Origin of the sequence: Streptomyces sp. NPDC017056, assembly GCF_044332485.1 — a bacterium.
Lineage (GTDB): Bacteria > Actinomycetota > Actinomycetes > Streptomycetales > Streptomycetaceae > Streptomyces.
In genome coordinates this window covers 133633-157467 of sequence record NZ_JBIRPD010000012.1, presented here as the reverse complement: position 1 = coordinate 157467, position 23835 = coordinate 133633, and the positions used below count along the sequence as shown (strand labels likewise).

The 23835-nt window shown below is 72.8% G+C and carries 23 protein-coding genes; 7 read left to right on the top strand and 16 right to left on the bottom strand.

The window, feature by feature from the left end:
* Positions 1 to 206: 206 nt before the first annotated feature.
* The 3 genes from ACH4OW_RS23225 to ACH4OW_RS23215 all read left to right on the top strand — a co-directional run bounded on the left by ACH4OW_RS23225 (position 207) and on the right by ACH4OW_RS23215 (position 3365).
* Positions 207 to 1874: a bifunctional 3'-5' exonuclease/DNA polymerase gene (locus ACH4OW_RS23225; RefSeq protein WP_398029872.1), complete on the top strand. Its 1668-nt coding sequence runs from the start codon at positions 207 to 209 to the stop codon at positions 1872 to 1874.
* A 46-nt stretch (positions 1875 to 1920) separates the two neighbouring features.
* Positions 1921 to 2859: an alpha/beta hydrolase gene (locus tag ACH4OW_RS23220; protein WP_398029871.1), complete on the top strand. Its 939-nt coding sequence runs from the start codon at positions 1921 to 1923 to the stop codon at positions 2857 to 2859.
* Between the two features lie 71 nt (positions 2860 to 2930).
* Positions 2931 to 3365: a RidA family protein gene (locus tag ACH4OW_RS23215; protein WP_360130605.1), complete on the top strand. Its 435-nt coding sequence runs from the start codon at positions 2931 to 2933 to the stop codon at positions 3363 to 3365.
* A 57-nt stretch (positions 3366 to 3422) separates the two neighbouring features.
* On the opposite strand, the gene ACH4OW_RS23210 is transcribed toward ACH4OW_RS23215, so the two are convergent.
* The 9 genes from ACH4OW_RS23210 to ACH4OW_RS23170 all read right to left on the bottom strand — a co-directional run bounded on the left by ACH4OW_RS23210 (position 3423) and on the right by ACH4OW_RS23170 (position 12898).
* On the bottom strand, positions 3423 to 4262 hold the full coding sequence (locus tag ACH4OW_RS23210) for an arylamine N-acetyltransferase (RefSeq protein ID WP_398029870.1): 840 nt from the start codon (positions 4260 to 4262) through the stop codon (positions 3423 to 3425).
* 75 nt (positions 4263 to 4337) lie between these two features.
* Positions 4338 to 5963, bottom strand: coding sequence for an ABC transporter permease (locus ACH4OW_RS23205; protein WP_398029869.1), 1626 nt, complete (start codon positions 5961 to 5963; stop codon positions 4338 to 4340).
* Positions 5960 to 6838, bottom strand: a complete 879-nt coding sequence (locus ACH4OW_RS23200) for an ATP-binding cassette domain-containing protein (RefSeq protein ID WP_398029868.1) — start codon at positions 6836 to 6838, stop codon at positions 5960 to 5962. The genes ACH4OW_RS23205 and ACH4OW_RS23200 overlap by 4 nt, the downstream gene beginning before the upstream one ends.
* On the bottom strand, positions 6835 to 7302 hold the full coding sequence (locus tag ACH4OW_RS23195; RefSeq protein WP_398029867.1) for a hypothetical protein: 468 nt from the start codon (positions 7300 to 7302) through the stop codon (positions 6835 to 6837). Before ACH4OW_RS23195 ends, ACH4OW_RS23200 begins: the two co-directional genes overlap by 4 nt.
* Positions 7303 to 7436: 134 nt before the next feature.
* Positions 7437 to 8699 (bottom strand): sensor histidine kinase, encoded by a 1263-nt coding sequence (locus ACH4OW_RS23190; protein WP_398029866.1) that lies wholly within the window; start codon positions 8697 to 8699, stop codon positions 7437 to 7439.
* 71 nt (positions 8700 to 8770) lie between these two features.
* Positions 8771 to 9457: a response regulator transcription factor gene (locus tag ACH4OW_RS23185; protein ID WP_360130622.1), complete on the bottom strand. Its 687-nt coding sequence runs from the start codon at positions 9455 to 9457 to the stop codon at positions 8771 to 8773.
* Between the two features lie 117 nt (positions 9458 to 9574).
* The gene (locus ACH4OW_RS23180) at positions 9575 to 10468 is read right to left on the bottom strand and encodes a glycerophosphodiester phosphodiesterase (RefSeq protein WP_398029865.1); all 894 of its coding nucleotides are present in this window, start codon (positions 10466 to 10468) and stop codon (positions 9575 to 9577) included.
* 179 nt (positions 10469 to 10647) lie between these two features.
* On the bottom strand, positions 10648 to 11814 hold the full coding sequence (locus ACH4OW_RS23175; RefSeq protein WP_398029864.1) for an alpha-hydroxy-acid oxidizing protein: 1167 nt from the start codon (positions 11812 to 11814) through the stop codon (positions 10648 to 10650).
* A 181-nt stretch (positions 11815 to 11995) separates the two neighbouring features.
* Positions 11996 to 12898 carry an MBL fold metallo-hydrolase gene (locus ACH4OW_RS23170; RefSeq protein ID WP_398029863.1) on the bottom strand — a complete coding sequence of 301 codons (903 nt, stop codon included), beginning with the start codon at positions 12896 to 12898 and terminating at the stop codon, positions 11996 to 11998.
* Between the two features lie 178 nt (positions 12899 to 13076).
* Here ACH4OW_RS23170 and ACH4OW_RS23165 point away from each other — a divergent pair, with 178 nt between their 5' ends.
* Positions 13077 to 13310, top strand: coding sequence for a hypothetical protein (locus tag ACH4OW_RS23165; protein WP_398029862.1), 234 nt, complete (start codon positions 13077 to 13079; stop codon positions 13308 to 13310).
* The gene (locus ACH4OW_RS23160) at positions 13307 to 14719 is read left to right on the top strand and encodes an amidase (RefSeq protein WP_398029861.1); all 1413 of its coding nucleotides are present in this window, start codon (positions 13307 to 13309) and stop codon (positions 14717 to 14719) included. Before ACH4OW_RS23165 ends, ACH4OW_RS23160 begins: the two co-directional genes overlap by 4 nt.
* A gap of 62 nt (positions 14720 to 14781) precedes the next feature.
* On the opposite strand, the gene ACH4OW_RS23155 is transcribed toward ACH4OW_RS23160, so the two are convergent.
* Positions 14782 to 15411 carry a TetR/AcrR family transcriptional regulator gene (locus tag ACH4OW_RS23155; RefSeq protein ID WP_398029860.1) on the bottom strand — a complete coding sequence of 210 codons (630 nt, stop codon included), beginning with the start codon at positions 15409 to 15411 and terminating at the stop codon, positions 14782 to 14784.
* A 508-nt stretch (positions 15412 to 15919) separates the two neighbouring features.
* Here ACH4OW_RS23155 and ACH4OW_RS23150 point away from each other — a divergent pair.
* Both ACH4OW_RS23150 and ACH4OW_RS23145 read left to right on the top strand, forming a co-directional pair.
* The gene (locus tag ACH4OW_RS23150) at positions 15920 to 16339 is read left to right on the top strand and encodes a hypothetical protein (RefSeq protein ID WP_398029859.1); all 420 of its coding nucleotides are present in this window, start codon (positions 15920 to 15922) and stop codon (positions 16337 to 16339) included.
* Positions 16336 to 16650, top strand: a complete 315-nt coding sequence (locus ACH4OW_RS23145; protein WP_398029858.1) for a winged helix-turn-helix domain-containing protein — start codon at positions 16336 to 16338, stop codon at positions 16648 to 16650. Before ACH4OW_RS23150 ends, ACH4OW_RS23145 begins: the two co-directional genes overlap by 4 nt.
* A gap of 99 nt (positions 16651 to 16749) precedes the next feature.
* Here ACH4OW_RS23145 and ACH4OW_RS23140 read toward each other — a convergent pair whose 3' ends face one another.
* Genes ACH4OW_RS23140 through ACH4OW_RS23115 form a run of 6 tightly spaced genes read right to left on the bottom strand, consistent with a single transcriptional unit; the run spans position 16750 to position 23721 of the window.
* Positions 16750 to 18066, bottom strand: a complete 1317-nt coding sequence (locus ACH4OW_RS23140; RefSeq protein ID WP_398029857.1) for a cation:proton antiporter — start codon at positions 18064 to 18066, stop codon at positions 16750 to 16752.
* A complete protein-coding gene (locus ACH4OW_RS23135) occupies positions 18063 to 18983 on the bottom strand; it encodes a DUF6282 family protein (protein ID WP_398029856.1) in 921 nt (306 codons plus the stop codon). Before ACH4OW_RS23135 ends, ACH4OW_RS23140 begins: the two co-directional genes overlap by 4 nt.
* The gene (locus tag ACH4OW_RS23130; protein WP_398029855.1) at positions 18970 to 19668 is read right to left on the bottom strand and encodes an RraA family protein; all 699 of its coding nucleotides are present in this window, start codon (positions 19666 to 19668) and stop codon (positions 18970 to 18972) included. Before ACH4OW_RS23130 ends, ACH4OW_RS23135 begins: the two co-directional genes overlap by 14 nt.
* Positions 19665 to 21893, bottom strand: a complete 2229-nt coding sequence (locus ACH4OW_RS23125; RefSeq protein ID WP_398029854.1) for an isocitrate/isopropylmalate family dehydrogenase — start codon at positions 21891 to 21893, stop codon at positions 19665 to 19667. Before ACH4OW_RS23125 ends, ACH4OW_RS23130 begins: the two co-directional genes overlap by 4 nt.
* A complete protein-coding gene (locus ACH4OW_RS23120; protein ID WP_398029853.1) occupies positions 21890 to 22792 on the bottom strand; it encodes an alpha/beta fold hydrolase in 903 nt (300 codons plus the stop codon). Before ACH4OW_RS23120 ends, ACH4OW_RS23125 begins: the two co-directional genes overlap by 4 nt.
* Positions 22789 to 23721 carry a hypothetical protein gene (locus ACH4OW_RS23115; protein WP_398029852.1) on the bottom strand — a complete coding sequence of 311 codons (933 nt, stop codon included), beginning with the start codon at positions 23719 to 23721 and terminating at the stop codon, positions 22789 to 22791. The genes ACH4OW_RS23120 and ACH4OW_RS23115 overlap by 4 nt, the downstream gene beginning before the upstream one ends.
* Between the last annotated feature and the right edge of the window lie 114 nt (positions 23722 to 23835).

Genomic DNA, 23835 nt, shown 5'->3' with positions numbered 1-23835 from the left:
GCCGGAGGGGACGTGCAGGGGGGTGTCCCCGCAGCCGACAGCTCGCAACACCAGGTTCAGCTTTCAAGACATGGCGTCCGCGAGTGCGGTGAGGAGACACCCCCCTGCGCGGCCCCGACCCACGACCAAACCAGCGCAACCCCGCGCGACAGCGCGAACGCCGCGCGCAGCGCACCCCTGTCAGTGGCCGATGCGAAGCTAACGGTATGCGGTGGGTGGTCGGGGAAACAGAAGACGGCAGCGTACGGGCGTGCGCCGTAGACGAGGCCGGGCGGCCGACGGGGGCGGAGGTTCGCGCCGCAACCGTGGCGGAGGCCATCCGCGCGCACCCCACCGCGGACCGCTGGGTGTGGCGGAGCACCCACGAGACGTACCGGAAGCTGCTCGCCGCAGGCATCCGCGTCGAGCGGTGTTACGACGTAGAGGCCGCCGAGGCGTTGCTGATCGGGCACGAGGAGGGGCAGTCGGGCCAGCCGCGGTCGCTCGCCGCGGCGTGGGCGCGGCTGCACCGGCTGCCAGTGCCCGACGATCCGCCCGTGCGTGGCGCGGAGACGCAGCCGTCGTTGTTCGAGCCGGGCCCGGTTCCGCTGCCGCCGGGGGTGGACGAGTTCACGGCGCTGCTGGAGGTGTACGCCGGGCAGTTGGCGCGTACGGAGGAGACGGCGCACCCGGGCCGGATGCGGTTGCTGCTGGCCGCGGAGTCGGCCGGCATGCTCGTGGCGGAGGAGATGCGCCGGGCCGGGCTGCCGTGGCGGGCGGACGTGCACCGGGAGCTGTTGGACGAGCTGCTGGGCGAGCGGTATCCGGGTGGGTTGGAGCCGCGGCGTATGGCGGAGCTGGCCGAGGAGGTGTCGCGGGCGTTCGGGGAGGGTGTGCGGGTGCGGCCCGACTTGCCGGCGGAGATCGTCAAGGCGTTCGCCGGTGCCGGGATCGCGCTGCGTTCGACGCGTAAGTGGGAGTTGCAGGAGGTGCGGCATCCGGCGGTCGCGCCGTTGCTGGAGTACAAGCGGCTGTACCGGCTGCATACGGCGCACGGGTGGGCGTGGTTGCAGCAGTGGGTGCACGGGGGCCGGTTCCGGCCGGAGTATCTGCCCGGGGGCACCGTGTCGGGGCGCTGGACCACGAACGGCGGTGGTGCGTTGCAGATTCCGAAGGTGGTGCGCAGGGCCGTGGTGGCGGATCCGGGCTGGCGTCTGGTGGTTGCCGATGCCGAGCAGATGGAGCCGCGGGTGCTGGCGGCGGTGTCGCGGGACCGTGGGCTGATGGAGGTGGCGGGCAGCGGGCGTGACCTGTATGCGGATCTGGCGGCGCGGGTGTTCGGGGGTGATCGTATGCAGGCGAAGTTGGCGCTGTTGGGGGCCGTTTACGGGCAGACGTCGGGGGACGCGCTGAAGCATATGGCGGATCTGCGGCGGCGGTATCCGGACGCGGTGGAGTACGTGGACGCGGCGGCGCGTGCGGGTGAGGAGGGGCGGCTCGTGCGGACGTGGCTGGGGCGTACTTGTCCGCCGGTTTCGGTGGTGCCGCCCGACGAGGCGGGGCTGCCGCAGGAGGAGGTGCCGGTGTACGGCAGCACGGCGGGGGCGCGGGCGCGCGGGCGGTTCACCCGGAATTTCGTGGTGCAGGGCAGTGCCGCCGACTGGGCGCTGCTGATGTTGGCGGCGCTGCGCCGTTCGCTGGCGCCGCTGCGGGCGGAGTTGGTGTTCTTCCAGCACGACGAGGTGATCGTGCACGCTCCGGAGGAGGAGGCGGAGACGGTGGCGGGGATGGTCGCGGAGGCGGCGGAAGTGGCGGGGCGTATCGCGTTCGGTGAGACGCCGGTGCGGTTTCCGTTCAGTACGGCGGTGGTGGAGTGTTATGCGGATGCGAAGTGAGTGGGGCGGGGGTGGGGTAGGAGGGGTGGGGTGAAGGAGGGGTGCTGTGTACGTTCATCCTGAGCTGGCGCCGGTGCTGGAGCAGTTGCCTCCGCTTGCTGATCCGTATGCCGACATCGAGGGCACCCGTGCCGGGCTGCACGCGCTGGCCCGCCATTTCCCGGCGGATCGCGGGGGCGTGGTGAGCGAGCGGTTCGCGGTGCCGCGGCCGGACGGTTCGGCGCTGGCCGTCGAGGTGTACCGGCCGGCGGGGGTGCCGGGGGCGTTGCCGGTGGTGTTGCAGTTCCACGGTGGTGGATACACGTTCGGGCAGGCGCCGCCCGGTGAGGACCGTACGGCGATCGAGCTGGTCCGCGAGGTGCGGGCCGCGGTCGTCTCGGTGGAGTACCGCCTCGCTCCGGAGCACCGCTGTCCCGCCGCGGCCGAGGACTGCTATCTCGCTGTGGAGTGGGCCGCGGGGCAGGCCGCGGCGCTCGGTGTCGACTCCGCGCGCCTGGCGGTCAGCGGGCATTCCGCCGGGGGCGGTCTCGCCGCCGCCGTCACTCTGATGGCCCGCGACCGGGGTGGTCCGGCCCTTGTGCACCAGGCTCTGGTCGTGCCCGACCTGGACGACTCGGCGGGTACGGGCCCGACGCCGGCGGACGCGGACCCGCGGCTTCCGGACGGGCCGTTCGTGCGGCAGGGCTGGCGGCACTACCTGCCGGAGGGATCCGGCGCGTACCCGTACGCCGCGGCGGCCCGCGCCGACGACCTGCGCGGCCTGCCCGCGGCCTCGATAATCGTCTGCGGCCTCGATCCGTTGCGGGACACCGGCCTCGCGTACGCCCGGCGCCTGACGGACGCCGGTGTGCCGGTCGCCCTGCACTACGTTCCGGGGGCCTGGCACGGCTTCGAGATGTTCGCGCCCGAGTCCCGGCTCGCACGGGACGCGACGGCCCACTGGACCGGTCGGCTGCGTGCCGCGCTGCACGGGGAGCGCGGCTGACCTGACAGGGCCTCAGCGGTGCGGTGAGATGGACTGCGGTACGAGTCGGCTACGGAGGGGGCACACCGGGCATGAGCGAACGACGGGAACCGGGTACGGAGAAGCCAGGCGGTTTCGAGCGGGTGAATCCGCCCGAGCTGTCGCCGCCGACCGGATTCAGCCACGCGGTGCGGGCCGCGCCCGGCACGGTCGTCTTCCTGGCCGGGCAGACCGCGCTGGACGGGGCCGGCCGCATCGTCGGCGACGGCGTCGTCGAGCAGTTCGAACGCGCGCTGGTCAACCTCCTGACCGCTGCGGCGGCCGCCGGAGCGGGCCCCGGCGACCTCGCCAAGCTCACCGTCTTCGCCGTGGACGTGGCCGACTACCGCCGCAACGCCGCGGCCATCGGGCAGGTCTGGAAGCGGCTGGTCGGCGGCGACTACCCGGCGATGGCGGTCATCGGCGCGACCCGGCTGTGGGACGAGGCGGCGCTGGTGGAGATCGAGGGATTCGCGGTCGTGCGTTAGGGCTGTCGGCCGTAGGCTGCCCGCCGATGCACGCTCACCGCCCGCCGGGTCCCGGCCTTACGCCACCGGCTGTTCCCGGTGCAGTGCCACCAGGTCGGCCGCGTCCCGCTCGTCCAGTACGAGCCCGAATTCGGCCGCCAGTACGGCGGGGATCTCGTCGGCCGGTACCTGGCGCACCTCGCGGGACCAGTCGGCGCGGGTCAGCGTCAGCTCCGTGCCGATCAGGGTGCGGCGGAGGTCGGGCCCGGGCTGCTGGACCACCATGCGGCCGGTGAACGGCGAGCGCGGGTGCGTGGAGATGTAGTAGTTGAAGACGCCGTAGTCGGCGGGGTAGCGGGCCTCGGGGCCGAAGGCGTACAGGTCGAACCAGCCGTCCTCATGCCGCGAGCGCAGTACCCAGGTGCCGTCCGTTCCCTCCCTGACCAGGCCGAACGTCCAGCCGCCCTGGCGGGCCTCGACGCCGTCGCGCAGCGGGACCGGCTCCAGCAGCGCTTCGCCGCCGAAGCCGACGTCGGTGATCCAGTCCTCGTCGTCCAGCCGCACCTTGAGCAACGCGTGCGTGACCGGGCGGATCTTGGTCTCGCCCATGCGGATGCGGGCGCCCAGGCCCGAGACCGCGAAGCCGAGGCGGTCCAGGGCGGCCGCGTACAGCAGGTTCTGCTCGTAGCAGTAGCCGCCGCGGCGGCGGCCGACCATTTTCTCCTGGAGGGATTTCAGGTCCAGCAGGACCGGCCGGCCGAGGACGATCTCCAGATTCTCGAAGCCGAAGGTGGCGGCGTGCCGGGCGTGCAGCTCCCGCAGTGCGGCGAGTGTCGGCGCGCGCTCGCCCTCGTACCCGATGCGTGCGAGGTACGCGTCGAGGTCCAGCTGCGCCCCGCCCCAGACGGTGTCGGTCATGGTCGTTCCTCTGCTCCTTCTGCGCCCTGGGGCGGCTTACGCGCGTACGTCCGGCGGGGTGCCGCCCCTGCGACCCTACGAGACGGCCGGGGCCCTGCGCAGCGGGCCCGCCACCGCCAGCACTCCGGCCAGCAGCAGGGCCGCGAGCGCCGTGACGAGTACGGGGGAGAGCGCGGCCGGCTGCCCCTCGGGCCGGGTCGCTCCCATGTAATCGAGGAACGACAGGCCGTTGAAGACGCTGTACCAGAGCGGCAGGTACAGGGCCTGGAAGAGCCGGTGAGTACGGGAGAGCGAGCCCAGGGCCAGGGCCAGGGAGGGTATGAACAGCGCTCCGCCCACCCAGGAGGCCACGCCCTGCCACTCCCCCGCCATCGCCAGGCGCAGCAGCGGTACGCACCCGACGGCAGCGGTGAGCACCAGGCCCGCCGTCCATTCGGCGAGCGCGCGGCGCCTGGCTGCCGGGTAGCTGCCGAGCAGGGCCTGCACCCCGTTCTCGTGCCGCTGGGTGCCGAGCCTGGACCAGATCAGTACGGGCCAGATCCAGGCCAGTGGCAGGACCACGCGGCCGATGCCGGAGGTCGGCACGCAGAAGCCGACCAGGGATATGAGGGCCGCGCCGGTCCACCACCACCAGGCGACTCCCTGGAGAAGGATGCGCAGTTCGCCGTGGAGAAGGCGGTGGTAGCCGGTGCCGGTGGTGGATGGAGTGGTGGTCAGGGTTGGGGGCGGTAGGGGCGTGGTGGGTGCGGGTGCCGGAGTCGGCGCGTCGGGCAGAGCCGGGCCCGGGGCTGGGTGCCCCGGGACCGGCTGCGCCACTCGGCCTGCCTTCGCGCCGCGCGCTCCCCCGCGCGCCGGATCGAAGCGGCCGAACCAGAGGGCGGGCAGCAGCGCCAGCGCCGCGGCGGCGAGGACGACCGCCACCCGGCTCAGCACGAACTCCCGCTCAGGGGTGAAGCCGTGCCACACGAAGGTGCGCAGCGGCTGTTCCAGGTAGGTGAAACCGAGACTGAACTCGCCACTTATAGAACCGTGTTGGGCGATGAGGTCGTCCCGCATCGTGGCTACGGCGCCGTGTATTCCGATGCCGCCGAGCGGGGCGTGCGGCCGCTGCCCGCCCAGGACCAGCACCATCCAGACGAAGAACCAGACGACGTTCCCCACCCCGCCGCGCAGCACCGGTATCGATTCGAACAGCAGCGCCGCGGCCGCCGTGACGATCATCAGCGGCAGCGCGACCAGCACGAACGGCATCAGCAGCGCCAGCGGGTCGACGGTGTACGACTCACCGCGCGCCAGCTGCATGACCAGCGCGGTCACCGCCAGCACACCCAGCATCGAGGCGAGCACCAGCACGTTGCTCAGGAGCTTGCCCGCGAAATATCCCGTGGTGCGCAGCGGTGTGGCCGCGAGCAGCCGGCCCACGCCCGAACGCTCGTCCCTGGCCAGCGCGTTGCGTACGACGTAGAACCCGGCCAGTGGCAGCCACAGCGCCGCCGCGAGGGCGGTGGCCACGCCGACGTACGCGCTGTTGTACGTGCCGCGGAAGTCGCCTACCTGGAGGATGACCCAGTGCGAACCGGGCTGCGGCACGGCGAGGTAGCCCAGGCCGACCGCGGCCAGCAGCGTCACGGCGTACGCGGGCCGGCGCACCCGGTCGCGGAAGTCGGCCAGCGCCAGGCCGCCGAGCATGCGCGGGCTCATCGGGCGCCTCCAGCGCCGACCGCCGCGAGGTAGGCGTCCTCCAGGTCGGGCGTCAGCGGCAGCGCGCCCTCGTACGGCCGCGTCGGCGACAGCAGCCGGATCCGTACGCCCCCCGGCGTACGGACCATCCGGCTGACGGTGTGCCGCGCCTGCAGCGCCGGTACGTCCCCCGGGGCGGCGGTCACCTCCCATACCTGCCCCGCGACCTGCGCGAGCAGCTCATCCGGGGTGCCCCGGCATAGCAGCCGGCCGCCCGCGACGACGGCGATGTCCCCGGCCACCGACTCGATGTCGGAGACGATGTGGGTGGAGAGCAGCACCACGCGCTCCATGGCCAGTCCGGCGAGCAGGGTGCGCAGCCGGGCCCGCTCCTCCGGGTCGAGCCCGGCCGTCGGCTCGTCGACGATGAGCACCTTCGGGTCGGCGAGCAGCGCCTGTGCGATGCCGACCCGGCGCAGCATGCCGCCCGAATAGGCGCCCAGCGGCCGCTTGCCCGCCTCGGTCAGGTTGAGCAGTTCGAGCAGTTCGCCGATGCGGGTACGGGCGCGGCCGGCGGGCACGCCCTTGGCGGCGGCGAGGTACGCCAGGAATTCGCGCGCCGTCAGGTTCGGGTAGACGCCGAAGTCCTGCGGGAGGTAGCCGAGTGCGGCGCGCAGCGGCTCGGGGCGACGCACCGCGTCCTGGCCCTCGAAGAGCAGCTGTCCCGCGGTGGGCCGGGTGAGCGTCGCGGCGATGCGCATCAGGGACGACTTGCCCGCGCCGTTGGGCCCGAGCAGGCCGAGCAGGCCGGGGCCCATCCGGAGGGTCAGGCCGTCCACCGCCTGCTTGCCGCCGCGGTAGACCTTGCTGACGCCGAGGAGTTCGAGAGTGGTCATGAGCGGGCCTGTTCCTTGTCGCGCGGCCGGTTCTGGCCCGACAGGTCCGTCTTGGCGCCGTCGCGCAGCACGGTCACGCCGCGCGGCACCTCGACCTTGAAGCGGGCGTCGCAGATCGCCAGCCCGCTGCACCCCGCCTCCAGGTCGAGCGTGTCCCCCTCGAGCTCCCACCGCAGGTGCTTCTCGCCGCTCTTCGCGTCGAACCAGCGGGTGACCCTGATGTCCTGGCGGTCGGTGGCGACCAGGTCGACCGGTATCTCGTGGGTCTTCACGTCCAGCGTCCGCCCCTTGAAGGCGAAGGTCTTCACCGCCGGCTCGGCACTCTTGGCGTCCACGGAGCAGCCGGTGAGCGCGACGCCCAGGGATACGACGGCGCAGGCCGCCGCGATACGGGCTATGGCCGTGCGGCCGCCCGCCCCGAGCGGGGCCGCGCTGCTGCGTGTACGTGTCCTGCGAGAAACCACCGGAATCGATCCTCCGAAGTGCGGGTTGGCTGCACATGTCGAGGATCGGCGTTCACGGGCCGGGCCACATCTGCCGTTCGGCAGATATCGCGGTGGTTGTTCGCGGCGGATGTTGCGGGAGTGCCGGAGGAGGGTCAGGTGGCCGGGAGTACGGCGCTGACCCGCCAGCCGGGCCCGTGCCGGCCGCACGACAGGGTGCCGCCGAGCGCCTCGACGCGGGCGGTGAGCGCCGCGAGGCCGGTGCCGCCGCCGTTCCTGGCGGGCAGGCCCAGCGGGCCCGAGAAGCGCCCGCCGCCGTCGTCGGTGACCGTCACCGAGACCGCAGGCCCGCCGCCGTCCGGAGCCCGGGTGACCTCCACGTCCACCCGTCCGGCACCGGCCGCGTGCCGGCGGATGTTGGTCAGGGCCTCCAGCACCACGCGGTGCACCGCGTCCTCGGTGGCGCGGGGCAGCGTGCCCGGCAGGCTGTCGTCCAGGGCGAGCGTGACGCGGACGCCGGTGCCGTTCGTGCGGCCCGCTCCGGCATCGCCGCCGTCTTCCCCGCTCCCCCGTCCGCCGCCGGTCGCGGCGAACCGTTCGACCATTCCGGCCAGGTCCGCCAGCCCGTGGAGGCGGGTCGGCGGCAGTTCGCCCTGGTCGGCGGCCTCCGGGTGCTCGTGCCCCGCCACGGCCGTCCGCCGGTCAGCGGCCCCGCTGCCCTCCGGGGCGCGCAGTGTCCGTACCGTACGGTCCATCGAATCCAGGGCCCGCAGCCCCGCCTCCTCCAACCGCGCCAGCAGCTCCGCCGTCTGTTCCCTGTCGTACTCCGCGACCCGCGCGGCCTGCACTTCCAAGACGATGCCCGTCACCTCGTGCGCGACGAAGTCGTGCAGGTCACCGGCGACTTCGAGGCGCTGGTCGCGCATCGCCCGCGCCACCGCACGGGCGCGGCGGTCGTCCTGCGCGCGCAGGTACAGGCCGGTACCGGCCGCGGCCACGGCCAGGAACAGCGCCAGCGCGCTCAGCACGACGACCGCGCTGCCCTTCACGGGCGGCTCGGCGTTCAGAAAGCGCAGCGGCAGCAGGACGAAAGCGGCCACCACCAGGAAGCCGCCGATCGCGGCCTGCCGGGCCGGCTCCCGGCGGATCTGCCGCCCCGCCAGCACCAGCAGTGCCGGGATCTCGGCCGTCTCCCACAGTGCCGCGTAGTCCTTCGGCCCGCGGTACAGGATGTCGGCGGCCAGGGACAGGACGGCGACCGTGGTCACGGCGGTGGTGAGCGTGACCCGGCCCCACGGCCAGCGCATCGGCGCGGCGAACGCCGCCACGGCGGCCGGCACCGCCGCGACGAAGGACGCGAACGCGAGTCCTTCCCTGCCGAGCGGCAGCGGGAGCAGCACCAACAACGCCAGGGCCACGCACCATCGAAGCCGCCGGGTGGATACAGGAGGGGCAGCCCGGTCCGGGGACGCCACGCTCCCGGCGTCCTTCACCACTGCGTGCGCTCCCGTCCCGCGTACCCCATCTCCCAGGCGTGCACCGCGATGCCGACGCGGTTCCGTACGCCCAGTTTGCGCTGGATGCTGGCCACATGGGTCTTGACCGTGCCCGCCGAGATGAACAGCTCGCGGGCGATGTCGGCGTTGGTCAGTCCCGCGGCGACCTGCCCGGCGATCTCGGTCTCGCGCTCGGTCAGCGCCTCCAGGGCGCGCGGCGCCGCCGGCCGGTCGACGGTGACGTGCTTGAGCAGCCGGACCGTGATCGAGGGGCTGATCAGGCTGTCCCCCGCGACGGCCGCGCGGACGGCTTCCACCAGCAGGCTCGGGCCGGAACGTTTCAGTAGGAAGCCGCAGGCGCCGTGCCGCAGGGCGGGGTAGACGTACTCGTCGAGGTCGAAGGTGGTCACGACGACGACCCTGACCTTGGGCAGGGCGCCGTCCCCGGGCTCGGCCGGGCCGGTGCCGGCCAGCCGCCGGGTGACCTCCAGGCCGTCCATCCGCGGCATGCGGATGTCGACGAGCGCCACGTCGGGCCGCAGCGTACGGGCCGCCTCCAGGGCCGCCACGCCGTCGGCCGCCTCGCCCACGACGTCGATGTCCGGCTGGCTCTCCAGTATCCGCCGCAGCCCCCGGCGGACCATCTCCTGATCGTCCGCGATCAGCACCCGTATCGTCACGACCGGCCATCCTGTCATGGCAGCGGCGGGCGGGCCGGAAAGCGGCCCGCGGGCCCCGGCGCACGGCTGCGGCCGGGCCCTTCCTCAGGCGCGACGCGGCCCCTCGGGTGCGAGCCCTCAGACGATGACCCCGTCGAACCCGTAAGTGGAGGCGATCCCCAGGTGGTTCTGCAGCGGTACGTCCCAGGCGAAGACGTCCAGCCGGTGGCCGTGCGCGCCGCGCAGCCGGTGGACGGCGGCCACGTACCGGGCGTCCACCTTGGACAGCTGGGGGTTGATCTGGTCGACGTAGCGCGCGTATGACGGCAGGGCGTTCAGCGGCGGGTTGCCCAAGAACCCCGTACGCACCTCGGGCACCAGCCCGTGCACCGTCCGCACGCTGTTCGCGCCGAAGCTCTGCACCACCAGCCGGCGGCGTACGTGCTGCCGGTCCAGCCAGCCCGCCGCCGACAGCTCCTTGACGATGCGCCCCTCGATGCCGGGATACAGCTGCGGGTTCTTGATCTCCAGCAGGAGCCGCAGGTCGTGCTCGTCCATCCGGCGCAGGAACTCCCGGAGCGTCGGGACACGTTCGCGCGCGAAGCCCTTGCCGAACCAGCTTCCGGCGTCCAGCCGGGCGATCTCGGCGGCCGTGAAGTCGCGTACCCGCCAAGGGGCGCGCTGGGGGAACACCCGCTTGACGTTGGTGGTGCGGGTGAGCGTGCCGTCGTGCACCACCACCAGCTTGCCGTCGCGGGTCTGCTGCACGTCGTTCTCGACCCACTTGAAGCCCTGCCGCTCGGCCGCGTCCACCGCGGCGAGCGTGTTCTCCGGCGCCGCCCGCGAGGCGCCGCGGTGCGCCACGACGACCGGGCCGACGAGCCAGGGGAACCGCACGGCGTCGGCCACGCGGGCCGTCGCCAGGCCGACCGGTGAGGCGGCGTGCGCGGTGCCCGTGCAGGCCGGCCCCACGGCCGCGACCAGCAGGGCGCACCCGGTGGCCGCCGCGGTACGGAACGTTCTCTGGTTCATCGAGGGGCCTCCCGGGGCACGCCCACCGCAGACTGCAACGACTGGAGACACTTGCCCCGATATGCCCTTAAGCATTCAAGGGTGCCGCCATGCGGGGGCCAACACGCCGGGGAGCGCGCGCCCCGGCGCGCGGCGGACGGCGAGCCCCAAAAGGTCGGGCCGCCACCTCGCTCCTCCGGTCAGCGCAGCAGCTCCGGCCCCACCTCGGCGACGCCCGCGCAGCCCGCCAGCCCCATCGTCAGGTCGAGGTCCGCGAGCAGCCCCCGTACGACGTGCCGCACCCCGGCCTCGCCGCCGAGGGCCAGGCCGTAGACGTACGGGCGGCCGAGCAGCACCGCACGCGCGCCCAGGGCCAGCGCTTTCAGCACGTCGGCGCCGCTGCGGACGCCGGAGTCGAACAGCACCTCCGTCTCGCCGCCCACCTCGGCCACCACGTCGGCCAGCGCGTCGAGCGCCGCCACCGCCCCGTCCACCTGGCGCCCGCCGTGGTTGGAGACCACGATGCCGTCCATGCCCGCCTCGACGGCCCGGCGCGCGTCCTGCGGGTGCACGATGCCCTTGAGGGCGATCGGTCCGTCCCAGTGCTCGCGCAGGAAACGCAGCCGGTCCCAGGTGTGCGCGCGCCCGCTGAACATCGGCAGCCACTTCAAGACGGCGGCCTGCGGATCCTCTTCGACGGACCGCTCCAGGCGGGAGCGGAAGACCGGGTCGGAGAACGGGACGGCCACGCCGTTGCCGCGGATGAACGGCAGATACGCCTGGTCCAGGTCGCGCGGGCGCCAGGCGAGCTGCCAGGTGTCCAGCGTGACGACCAGGGCCGTGTACCCGGCCGCGCGGGCGCGGTCCAGGAAGCTGACGGTCACCTCGTCGTCGTGCGGCCAGTACAGCTGGAACCAGCGCTGCCCGTCCCCGTTGGCCTCGGCGACCTCCTCGATCGTGTGCGAGGCGGCGGTGCTCAGCACCATCGGCACCCCGGCCGCCGCGGCCGCGCGCGCGGTGGCCCGCTCGCCGTCCGGGTGCACGATGGTCTGCACGCCGATGGGCGCGAGCAGCAGCGGGGCGGCCAGTTCGCTGCCGAGCACGGTGGTGCGCAGGTCGCGCTCGGTGGCGTCGCGCAGCATCCGGGGGACGATGCGGTGCGCGTCGAACGCGGCGAGGTTGGCCCGTGCGGTGGCGCCGGTGCCGGCCGCGCCCGCCACGTACCCGTAGGGCCGCGGGCCCATCCGCTCGCGGGCGGCGTCCTCCAGGGCGGCGAGGTCGGTGGTGAACGGCGGGGTCTGGTCCTCCAGGCCCTTCAGGTAGATCTCGTACTGGTAGTCCGCGAAACCACGCCGGGGCGCCGTCATGTGCTCTCCTGCCTTCCCGTTGCCGCTGTTGCCGCGCCGTACGGGACGGCGCCGCAGCCCAACGCGCCGGGCCCGTCGGCCCGTACGGCACGCGGAAGGCCAACGCCGAACGTCGGCGCGGGCATTCTGCCACCCGTCCCCCGGCTCCCCAAGGGCATCACAGGCCCCGCCGGACTGCTGCTCAGCCCTCGGTCACCAGCCGGTACGCCCCCTCGCCCGCGCCGCCAGCGCCCGGCCGCACCAGCCCGCCGGTCGGCGCCGCGAAGTGGCTTCCGAGCACCAACGCGTTGGTCCGGGCCGCCTCGTCGAGCAGCCGCCGGCGCGTCCTGACGGCTTCCTCGGGGTCGAAGTCGACACTGCTGCACAGCTCCGGATGGGCCAGCTGCACGGGATGGTGCACGCAGTCCCCGGTGATGAGGGCCGACTCGCCCCGGCTGTGCAGCGCGACCGCGCTCTGCCCCGGCGTGTGGCCGGGCGCCGGTACGAGGGTGAGCCCCGGGACGACCTCGGTGCCGGGCGCGGTGACGTCGACCAGGTCCAGCAGGCCGTGCTCCTGTACGGGGTCGACCGAGTCGCGGAACATCTGGCGGCGGCTCTCCTCCATGTCGGCGCCGGACCAGTAGGCGTACTCCGCGCGTGCGGTGAGGTACCGGGCACGGGGGAACGTCGGCACCCAACTGCCGTCTTCGGAGCGCCGGGTGTTCCAGCCGACGTGGTCCGCGTGGAGGTGGGTGTTGATCACGTAGTCGACTCTCCCGGGCGGGAACCCGGCGGCTTCGAGCCGTTGCAGGTACGGCGTGTCGAGCTGGTGCCAGGCCGCGTTCGCGCGCGTCTTGCCGTTGCCGACGCCGGTGTCGACCAGCACGCGCAGCCCGCCGATCTCCAGGGCGAAGGTGTGCACGGCGGCCCGCAGGGTGCCGTCGGGGGTGGCGAACGACGGCTGCAACCAGGGAACTTCGGCGACGAGGCCGGGCGTGGCCCCCGGGAGCAGCCACGCGCCGGTCTCGGGCGGCAGCACCAGCTCGTCGATCCGGTGCACGACGATGTCGCCGATCTGCCAGACGGTCGCTGAATCGCTGGGCATGGTGACCTCCGTACGGGTTCGGCGCGGAACCGCCGCACCGGCAAAAGCGAAACATTTGCGTTTAGCGACCCTAGCCCCCTACGCTCACCAAACGCAAAGCATTAGCTTTTGCCGCGGCGGGGGCGCCCGTCCCGCCCCAAGAAGCCCCTCCGACCCCACCACCTCGCACGGAGGCCCTGTGCCCAGCCACGACCCCACCCCCTCCGCACCACCCCTGACCACCGAGGACATCACCCGCCTCGCCCTCCGGGCCGGACTGCCGCTCCCCGCAAACCGGCTGCCCGGCGTCACGGCCACCGTGAACGCCGTCGACACCGTCCTCGGCACCCTGCGCCGCCTCCCTCTGGGCGACACCTTCCCCGCCACCGCCTTCACCCCCACACCCGCCACCGCCCCGAGGACGGCCCCGTGAACTCCGCCTACCGACTCACCCTCACCGAAGCCGCCCGCCTCATCGCGGACCGCGCCCTCTCACCCGTCGAACTCACCACCTCCGTCCTCGACCGCATCGCCGCCGTCGACCCGAAGTCCGGCGCCTACGCGACGGTGACCGCCGAGGCCGCGCTGCGTTCCGCCCGCGAAGCCGAACGGGAGATCGCCGCCGGGCGCCACCGCGGACCGCTGCACGGCGTCCCCGTGGCGCTCAAGGACCTGATCGACGTCGCCGGCGTGCCGACCACGGCGAGCTCCCGGGTACGGGCCGGACACGTGGCCGACGCGGACGCCGCCGTGACGGAGCGGCTGCGCGCCGCCGGCGCGGTGCTGACCGGCAAGACCCACACCCACGAGTTCGCCTACGGCCTGATCACCCCGCAGACCCGCAACGCCTGGTCACCCGAGCACGTGGCCGGGGGCTCCAGCGGCGGTTCCGCGGCCGCCGTCGCCGCCGGCACGGCCACCTTCGCGCTCGGCACCGACACCGGCGGCTCGATCCGCGTGCCCGCCGCCCTCAACCACGTCGTCGGCCTGAAACCGACGTACGGCCTGCTCCCCCGGCACGGCGTGACCTCACTGGCGTGGTCACTGGACCACGTGGGCCCGCTCACCCGTACGGCGAGCGACGCGGCACTCGTCCTCCAGGCGCTCGCCGGACACGACCCGCGCGACCCGGCGTCCCTCGGCCACCCCCGCGAGGACTACACCCGCAACCTCGGCGCATCCGTGGCAGGACTGCGCATCGGCATCCCCACGGCCTACTACTTCGACCGCGTACAGCCCCAGGTGGCGGCCGCGGTCCACGCCGCCGTCGGCGCGCTCACCGCGCTCGGCGCCACCGCCGTACCCGTACACGTCCCGATGACGGAGTACGTCCACGCCGCCCAATGGGGCCTCATGGTGCCCGAGGCCACGGCGTACCACCAGGACACGCTGCGGGCCACGCCCGAGCTGTACTCCGAGGACGTACGGACCCTTCTGGAGGCGGGCGAGTTCGTGCCCGCCACCGACTACATCCGCGCGCAGCGCACCCGCACCCTCATGCACCAGGCGTGGCTGTCCCTGTTCGACGGCGCGGACGGCGCCGACGGCATCGACGCGCTCGCCGCACCGACCGTCCCCGCCACCGCCGCCCTCTCCGGCCGGCAGTCCTTCACCTGGCCCGACGGCTCGACGGAGTCGGTCTCCGACGCCTACGTACGCCTCTCAGCCCCCGCCAACCTCACCGGTTTCCCGGCCCTCTCCCTGCCCGTCGGCCTCGACGACCAGGGACTGCCCATCGGCATGCAGCTGATCGGCCGCCCCCTGTCCGAAGCGACCCTCTTCCAGCTCGCCCACGCCTACGAGACCACCGGCCACCACGCACCCGCGCTGGCTCCCCTGTAACGGGCCCGGAACCCGCGGACACACTTCCACTTCCTGGACACGCTCGGGCCGCCGTGCGGCGCTCAGCCGCCCGCGGCCACGCCCGCCAGCAACCTGGCCACCAGCCCCCGCGCGTACTCCACGCCCACCGGCCCGCCCGACGGCAGCGGGACCTGGCGGAACAGAATCCGGTACATCATCGGCGCGACCACGTGGTCCATGACCTCTTCCAAATCCGGCACCGCCTCGCCCCTGCCGGCGGCCCGCTCCAGAACGATCCGCACCTGGTCGGCCGCGTAGTCCGAACACTGCCCGGCATTGCCGCCGTCCGGATCCCCCGCCAGCGCGTCACGGATGTACGCACGTCCGGGCGGCGACGCCATCTCCTCGACGAACGCTTCGGCCCAGGCGGTGAGATCGGCACGGAGCGACCCGTGGTCCTCCGGCGGCCCCTCGGGCCGCAGCCGCTCCACCGCCACGTCGGACAGCAGTTCCTGGAGGTCACCCCACCGCCGGTACACGGTCGACGGCGTCACCCCGGCGCGTGCGGCGATCACCGGCACCGTCAGCCCGTCGCGCCCCCGCTCGGTGATCAGCTCCCGCACGGCCCGGTGCACCGACTCCTGCACCCGCGCGCTGCGCCCCCCGGGGCGGGCCGCCTTCTTGCTTCCCTTGGCCGCTGCCCCGGAACGTTCGCTCGCACTGCCACTCACACTTCCACCTTAACGCGAAAACTTTGCGTCAGTGTGTTCAGTGCGGTGGTCGGCCGCGAGGCGGGGCAGCAGCCGGGACCCGTCGCCCAGCGCGCGCCCGAAATCCTGGAACAGGCTGCGGACGTACCGCTCCGCGTGCGTACGGCCGGGAGGGGGATCGCGCGCACGATCGGCGCGCCGGTGACGAGGAGTTCGCGCAGCTCATCGACGCTCACGCGAGCACACACGGACATTGGCGTGGGCCTCGGCCGGCGCCGGGCTCAACGGTGTCCGAGCGTACGGTCGTTGATCACGCGTACGCGACCCATATCGCCGCCGCCACCGCCACCGCCGCGGCGACACACACCGCAGCCGCCACCCGCAGCCCACTGGCCACGGTCACAACGCCACGCCACAACGCCCCCTCACACCTCTCTTCTTTCCACTCCCGAATACACTTGCCAAGGCGGAAAGTAGATGCCAACCTAGCGATACAGCGCTACCGAAGCAGCTACACGGGGGGGGAAACATGAGTACCGATTCACCGGCGCAAGCCAAGGAAGCCCTGGCGCTCGCCGCGAAACTGAACACCGCGGTGCGGCGCGGCTCCCGCTGGTGCGTGCGCTACTTCGCGACGTACGCAGCGGCCGGCTGCGCCTTCACCTTCATCGTGGGCATGTCGGGCAGCGGCCCCGCGTTCGCCGTGGCCACCGCGGCATGGGTGCTGTTCGTCGTCGGCATCTCCATCTGGGCCGCCCGCCAGCAGGTGCACCGCAAGGGCTTCGGCCGGCGGCAGAGCATCGTCATCGCGACCTGGGGCGCCGTGTACGTCACCGCCATAAGCGTGGGCACCTCCCAATTCCCCGGCAATGCCGCCTGGTGGGGACCGGCGGCACTGGCAACCGCGATACCGCCCGCCATCGGCGCCATCCGGGAGAACCGAGCATGAGTCACCCCCGGCACCGGCTGAACGATGTCATCCACTCACCGGTGCGGTTCTCCATCGTGGCCACCCTGGCGGCGTCCGACAGAACCGAGTTCCCGTTTCTGCGCGACACGGTCGAGGTCAGCGACTCGACCCTCTCCAAGCACATCAGCGTGCTCGAAACCGCCGGCTACGTGAAAGTCACCAAGGGATACGTGGGCAAGCGCCCCCGGACGTGGCTCTCCATCACGCCCAAGGGACGCGGCGCCTTCACGGAACACTGTGAAGCGCTACGTGCCATCGCCTCCGGAAGGCTGGACGAAGAGCCGCGCTGACGCTTCCTCCGGCTCCTGGGCGATCCGGCCGTGCCACTTCGGCAGGGCACGTGGTCGTCCTCGTCCCCCCTCATCGAGGGGTGTCGAACCGAGGCGTTTCTAACCGAGGGGTTCCGAACCGGGGCGGCTCAGCCTGCCTGCGGCCAGCGCTGTGGCCCGCTCCCGCTCCCGTTCCCGCTCCCGCTCCCGCTCTCGCTTCGTTCCGGCCGGTGGCGTGAGGGCGGTCAGTGCGGGCGAGGTGAGTGCCGTGGCGTTCAGCGCCACGAGGACGAGCATGGTGTACAACTGCGCGCCGATGAGGTGGAGGTCCAGTCCGGCGGTCAGCACGATGAGTTCGGTCAGGCCGCGGCAGTTCATCAGTGCGCCGAGTGAGAGGGCGCCGCGCCAGTCCAGGCCACGGGCGCGGGCCGCCAGGGCGGTGCCGCCCCATTTCGCGGCACTCGCGACGAGCAGAATCGCGGCGCACCACAGCCACGCGCTCGGGTACGGGCCGAGGGTGCCGATGTCGATGCGCAGGCCGGTACTGGCGAAGAAGAGCGGGAGGAGGAGGGGAATGGCGAACTGATCCATTCCCTCCGCCACCTGGCGGACGGACGGGAGGTCGTGCGGGGCGGCGACGCCGAAAAGGAAGGCGCCGAGGATGGCGTGCACGCCGATGCGGTCGGTGGCCAGGGCGGACAGGCAGAGGCCGCCGGTGAGGAGCACGAAGGTGACCGCGGGCCGGGTGCGCCGCAGGATCCAGGCGAGCAGCGGGCGGACGACGCGGAGCATCAGTGCCGCGAAGGCGACGGTGAGCAGGAGCGTCCACAGGACGGTGACGGTGGAGGTGCTGCGGGCGAGCGCGGCGACCAGGGCCAGCAGCGACCAGGCCAGCACGTCGTCGAGGGCGGCGCAGGCCAGGGCCAGGGTGCCCAGGCGGGTGCCGGTCAGGTCACGATCGGTGAGGATGCGGGCCAGGACGGGGAAGGCGGTGATGCTCAGGGTGATGCCCAGGAAGAGGGCGAAGGGGAGGCGGCCGGCGGTCTCGGGGGCGTAGGGGCCGTACAGGGCGAGGGCGAGCAGGACACCGCACAGCAGGGGAACGGCCAGGCCGGTCAAGGCAACGGTGAGGGCGGTGCGGCGGTCGCCGCGCACCTCTTGTGGGTCCAGTTCCCGGCCGAGGAGGAACATGAAGCTGAGCAGGCCGAGCTGGCCCAGGGAGTCCAGGACCGGGGTGAGGCCGGGCGGGAAGAGCGTGGCTGTCGCCGACGGCCAGGCGCGGCCGAGCAGGGTCGGGCCGAGGAGGATGCCGGCGGCGATCTCGCCGATGACGGGGGGCTGTCCCAGCCGTCGGCACAGTGCTCCCCCTGCCCAGCATGCGGTGAGCACGAGGGGCAGGGAGAGCAGCAGCGTCGGCAGGACCGACGGCGTGGTCACAGACTCAGCATCTTCAGGGGCTCGGCGTGGGTGATCTCCGCGACCCGCTCAGGAGTCAGCCCGGCCCGGTCGAAGGCTTCCCGGCTCCACTTCAGCCATGGCTCGATGTCCATCTGGGAGGGCTGTCCCAGGTCCGAGCTGTACACGACCCTCGGGAGGAGGGACAGGACGTCGGCGAAGTCGGTCCAGTCCTGGTATTCGAGGAGGCGGGTGAGTGCCGTCTGCTCGGTCCAGACCTGCTCGGCGGCGGCTACCTCCACCAGGTCCTTGCAGGCCAGTCCGGTCATCGGGTTGGCGGGCTGGTTGAGCATCAGGCGGGGCAGGTCCAGCCGTACGGCCTCGTCGACCAGGAGGCGTACCTCGTTGCCGTCGGCGTGGCCGGTGGAGATGACCACCGGCAAGTCGCGGGCGGCGCGCAGCAGTTCGCGGACCTCCGGGCGCAGCACATGGTTGTCGTCGGCGACGGTGAGCGGTCGCTGGCCGTTGGCGAGGAGCGGATGGGAGGGGGTGCGGGCCAGCCGGCTGCGGTGGGTGCGCCCGGTGACGGTGGGCAGGTGGACGATCAGCCGCAGGCCGCTGTCCTCGCCGTGCTGGATGACGGCCTGCTCAACGGCCCGGAGATCGAACCCGCCGGCCAGGTCGTTGAGGACGATCGAGCCGGAGACGGGCAGGCCCTGCATGCGGGCTTCCCATGCCTGGGCCGCGGTCGAGCCCAGGTGGTTTTTCAGGACGACCCAGCCATCGTGCCCGGCGTAGACCTCGCCGGCGGTGACGGCGGTGTGGCGGCGCAGATACGCGTCCGGGCCGACGTGGTAGTGGACGTCGATGAAGCGGGCGTCCCGCGGGGCCTGCGGGGTGGGCCGCTCGGCAGCCGGCTCCGCGGCAGTGGTTCTCTCGGTGGGTTCAGCGGACGTCATGGCTGTCCCCGTCCTCCCACGGACGCGCGTAGCCGAAGCGGGCGCGTGCCTCGTCCAGCCTGCTGCCGCCGAGCGCGGCTTCCCGGATACGGGATTCCGTACGCTCCACGGCCTCTGCCCGGCGGACGACCTCCTCGACGAGGTCGGCCGGGATGCGCAGCGCGCCGTTGTCGTCGGCGAAGATCCAGTCACCCGGAGCGACGGGGGTGCCGGCGATGTCGACCTTGGCGCCGGTGCGGTCCAGCACCACCCGGTTCTTGCCGCTGACCATCGTCACGTCGGTGCTGAACAGGGGGTATCCGGCGGTGCGGCTCTCTTTCACGTCGCGCACCGAGCCGTGTACGACCGTGCCGGCGATGCCGCGGTGCAGGGCGACGGAGCTCAACAGGGAGCCCCAGTTGGTGCAGGTGCGGCTGCCGCCGTTGTCCACGACGACGACCGAGCCGGCCGGCACGTCGTCGATGTAGTTGGCGGCGTTGTGGAAGGTGGTGCTGTCGTCCACGGCGCGGTAGCGGACGGTGAAGGCCGGTCCGCAGGCGACGGTGCCGGGAGTGCGCGTGGCGATGCCCGGCAGTACGCACGGCGGGGTGCGCAGGCTGTCCATGGCGTCGGAGAGGGCGGCGGTGTCCAGCCGGGACAGGCGCTCGCGCAGCGCTTCGGCTTCCGCGGGGGCGGCGGTGGTCATGCGGATTCCTCCGTGGGCGAGTGGTGGCGGCCGGTGAGGTGCCGGGCGAGGGACCAGGCGGCGAACTCGGTGAAGTAGGTGGTGACCTCGGGCCCGCGGTTGGGCACGCTCAGCTCGCCGGTGTGCTCGCCGGTCTCGTCGCGGACGGTGCAGGTGAGGGTGACCGTTCCGGTGTGGGTCTTGCGGTCCCCGCCCTGCCAGACGCCGGACAGGGAGACGCCGAGTGCGTCCGAGCCGTCGCCGGAGTCGCGTTCGCGGGCCAGCTCGGCGGCGAAGAGGCCGTCGGTGAGCCGGTCGTCGAGGTCGAGGACGAGGCGGCGCTCGTCCAGCAGCTCCGCCAGCTCCTGTACCGCGGTGCGGTCCCGGTCGGTGACGATGTGGTCGGCGAGCGCCGCGTCCAGGCGCTTTGCCAGGTCGTCGGCGTGTTCGGGCGGGCAGCCGAGCCGGATGTCGACGTACGGGTAGTGCCAGCGGTAGGCGGGCTTGACCGGCGCCCCGCTGTCGCGCACGAGCGTGTCGACCAGGGCTGCCGCATCCGCCTCGATGATGCCGAGCGTGCGGCGGAACACGGTGGTGACCTCGGCGGGCTCGGAGATGTGCGGCAGGCCGTCGCGCAGGACCGCCGCCAGCATCGGAAGGCATTCCCGCGGCGGGCCGGGGAGCATGATGACGGTGCTGCCCTGGGCCTCGGTGCGGCAGCCCCACGCGGTGCCGTTGGTGTTCGGCAGCAGTTCGGCGCCTTCGGCGAACAGTGCCTGCCGGCGGTTGTCGTCGTGGATGGTGACACCGAAGCGGGTGAGGCGTGCCACGACTGCCTCCCACGCCTCCTCGCGGTGTTCGAGCGGGCGTCCCAGCGCGCGGGCCACGGCGCTGCGGGTCACGTCGTCGGAGGTGGGGCCGAGCCCGCCCATCACCACGATCACGTCGTCGCGGCCGATGGAGGGGCGGATGGCGTCGGCGATGGCGGCCTCGTCGTCGCCGATGGTGTGGCGGACGCGGACCGGGATGCCTCGCTCGCCGAGCATCCGGGAGGCGTTGCCGGCGTTGGAGTCCTCCAGGTCGCCGCGGAGCAGTTCGTCGCCGATGGTGACGATGGCGGCGGTCGCCGCGGTGGCGGCGTGCGGCACCGTACGGCAGGCGTCGATGACCGCCTGGGCCGCTTCGGTGGTGGTGGCGGTGCCGCCGAGGTCGTAGGTGACGCGGTCGCGGCGGCGGGTGACGTGGCGTACGGCGTCCGCGACGCTGCCTGCCTCGTCCTTCAAGCCGAGGTGCTCCAGCATCATGCCGATGGTGAGAAACGCGGCGACGGGGTTGGCGCGTCCGCGTCCGGCCATCGCCGGGGCGCTGCCGTGCACGGGCTCGAAGTAGTTGCCGGACTCGCCGATGTTGGCGCTGGGTGCCAGGCCCAGCCCGCCCATCACGCCACCGCCGAGGTCGGAGAGGATGTCGCCGAACATGTTCTCGGCGACGATCACGCCGAAGCGCTCGGGGCGGCGTGCCATCCACAGGGCGACCGCGTCCACGTTGAGGACCTCGAACGGGATCTCCGGGTAGTCGGCGGCGATCGCCTCCAGCCGCTCCAGGACGTATGCGCTGCTCTGCCGCAGGACGTTGGGCTTGTCGGCGAGGGTGACCCGCTCGTAGCCGTGGCTCCGGGCGGTCTCGAAGGCGAAGCGCAGGATGCGGTCCAGGCCGTGCGAGGTCTGGAGCCTGATGCTGGCGGTGGCGCCGGCGCGGCCGCTGCGGCGGACGTTGGGGTGCTCGGCGACCAGCGGCCACATCTCGTCCGGTACGCGGTTCCAGTCCAGGCCGGCATACAGGCCCTCGGTGTTCTCGCGGACGACGCAGAAGCGGTACGGGGTGCCGCCGCCGAGGTAGTTCTCCACCGGACGGAGGTTGGCGAACAGGTCGAGGCGCTGGCGGAGTTGGATGATGGGCGAGATGTACTGCGGAGCCTGTTCGCGCAGTTCGGGGGCCAGCTCCGCCAGTGCTTCGCGGCGTGGCTTGCTGGTGGTCGCGCCGAGCAGGACGGCGTCGCTGCGCCCGATCAGGTCCCAGGTGCGGTCGGGTACGGGGTTGCCCTCGGTGCGCCAGCACTCCCAGCCGATGTCGCCGAATTCCAGGTCGACGGGCAGTCCCAGCGCCTCGATCACCGGCAGTGCGGCGTCCAGGACCTCCGGCCCGATCCCGTCGCCGGGCAGGACTGCGACGGTCTTGCGGTTCATGACTTCTCAGCTCCCAGAAAGCGGGCGATGGTGGCTCGGGTGAGGGCCGGCTGGTCGGCGTGCGGGCGCATGCCGGCCTCCGGGATGCCCACGAGGTGGTGCTGCGGGCAGTGGCCGGTGGCCAGGTGACGGCGCTGGACGAGCAGCGACTGTTCGCCGTAGACGTGCAGCAGGGGTCCGGGAAAGTCCCGTACGGGCTGCCGCGCGTCGGCGTCATGCAGCAGTCGCAGGCCGGTGGACAGGCGCCAGCCGGCCAACTCCTCGTCAGGTGCGAGGTTTTGAGCGGCCTTGGGGTTGTCGCGCGGCGGCTGTACGGTGCCGGACTGCCGGGCCGGGCCGCGGACGACCTCTTCGAGGAGGCGCAGCGCCGCGGACAGGCCCTGGGTGCCGACGGCGGCGGCGATCCCCTCCAGCTTGGCGTTCAGCTCATCGTCGGCGACGGTGGGGCCGGAGAGCAGCAGCGCTCTGGCGCGGTGGGTCCACTCGCACGTAAGCAGGGCCTGGACGACGGCGCCTCCCAGCGCGTTGCCGACCAGTACGTCGGGGGCCGCGGCCGCTGACGTGCCGCGCGAACCACCGACGTGCGAACCGCCGCCCTCCGCGGTGCCTCCGTGCAAACCACCGCCCTCCGGTGCGAGGTACCCCGCCCAGCGGTCCACGAGCGCCTTCAGGTCGTCACCGTCGCGCAGCAAGGACAGGGTGTCGTAGATGGTGATCCGGTGCCCCGAGGCGAGCAGCGGTTCGGCGACCTGCCGGAAGAACGCGCCCTCGTCCCAGCGGGGCATGACGGGGGCGAGGACGACCGCGTGGCGCGGTGCGCCGGAGTCGCCCAGTACGGCGCGGGCCGGGTCCGGCGCGGCAGCGCGCGCCGGACCCGGGTGCGGGGAACGCAAGGTCACCGGGCGCCCGCAGCGGTCAGCTCGCGGGCCGCCGAGAAGGCGTCGCCGATCCGGTCCACGGGGAGCTTGGCGCGCTCCTCGACGGACAGGTCGAAGTGCCCCAGGACCAGGTCGGGCAGCGGCAGCGAGGGCTTGGCCTCGGCGATCTCGGACTCCATACGGTGGGCGAGGCCGAGGATGCGGCCGAGGTCGTACGTGTCGCTGTCGGTGCGCCTGCCGAGGTAGGCCAGCCACTGCTCGGTGACGAGGTTGCCCGGGCCCTTGCCCATGCCCAGGACGGAGGAGTCGATCCAGGTGGCGCCCGCGTCCACGGCCGCGATCGCGTTGGCCAGCGCCAGGCCGAGGTTGTTGTGGGCGTGCAGGCCGATGGCCGCGTCGGTCACCGAGCCGACCAGGTTGACCAGTTGGGACACCTCGCTCGGCAGCATGCTGCCGTTGGAGTCGGCCAGGTAGACCACGTCGGCGCCGGCGTCGCCGGACATCGCGGCGAGTTCGACCAGCCGGCGCCGGGCCAGCTGGCTGACGCGGGTGATGTTGACGGTGGTGGTGAAGCCCAGGTCGGCGGCCTTGGCGAGCATGGCGAGCCCGGGCTCGGGGGTGCCGGAGGGCAGGCAGAACCGTACGAGGCGGATGCCGGCCTCGTACATGCGCTCCAGGTCGTCCTCGGTGATGTTCTTCGGGTGCAGGATCATGCAGAGGCGGTCGGGAGAGACGACCTCGGCGACCGCGCGTATGTAGTCGTCCGCGCCCACGCCGGTGCGGCCGAGGCCGGGCTTGGGCTTGAACGAGCCGTTGCGGTAGCCGATCTCGACCCACTCCATGCCGGCCGCGACGCTCTCCCGGGCGTGGTCCAGCGCGTAGTCGAGCGGGAAGTCGAAGTTGTTGCGGTATCCCCCGTCACGCAGCGTCACATCAAGATTGACGATCATTACCCCTCCACGTATGCCGCATGCAATTGGCGGGGTGACGGCCGGCGTGCGAATCCGTCGCGACACGACGAATTCATGATGAGTTGACACGCTGTTGCCTTGGCGGGATTCTCC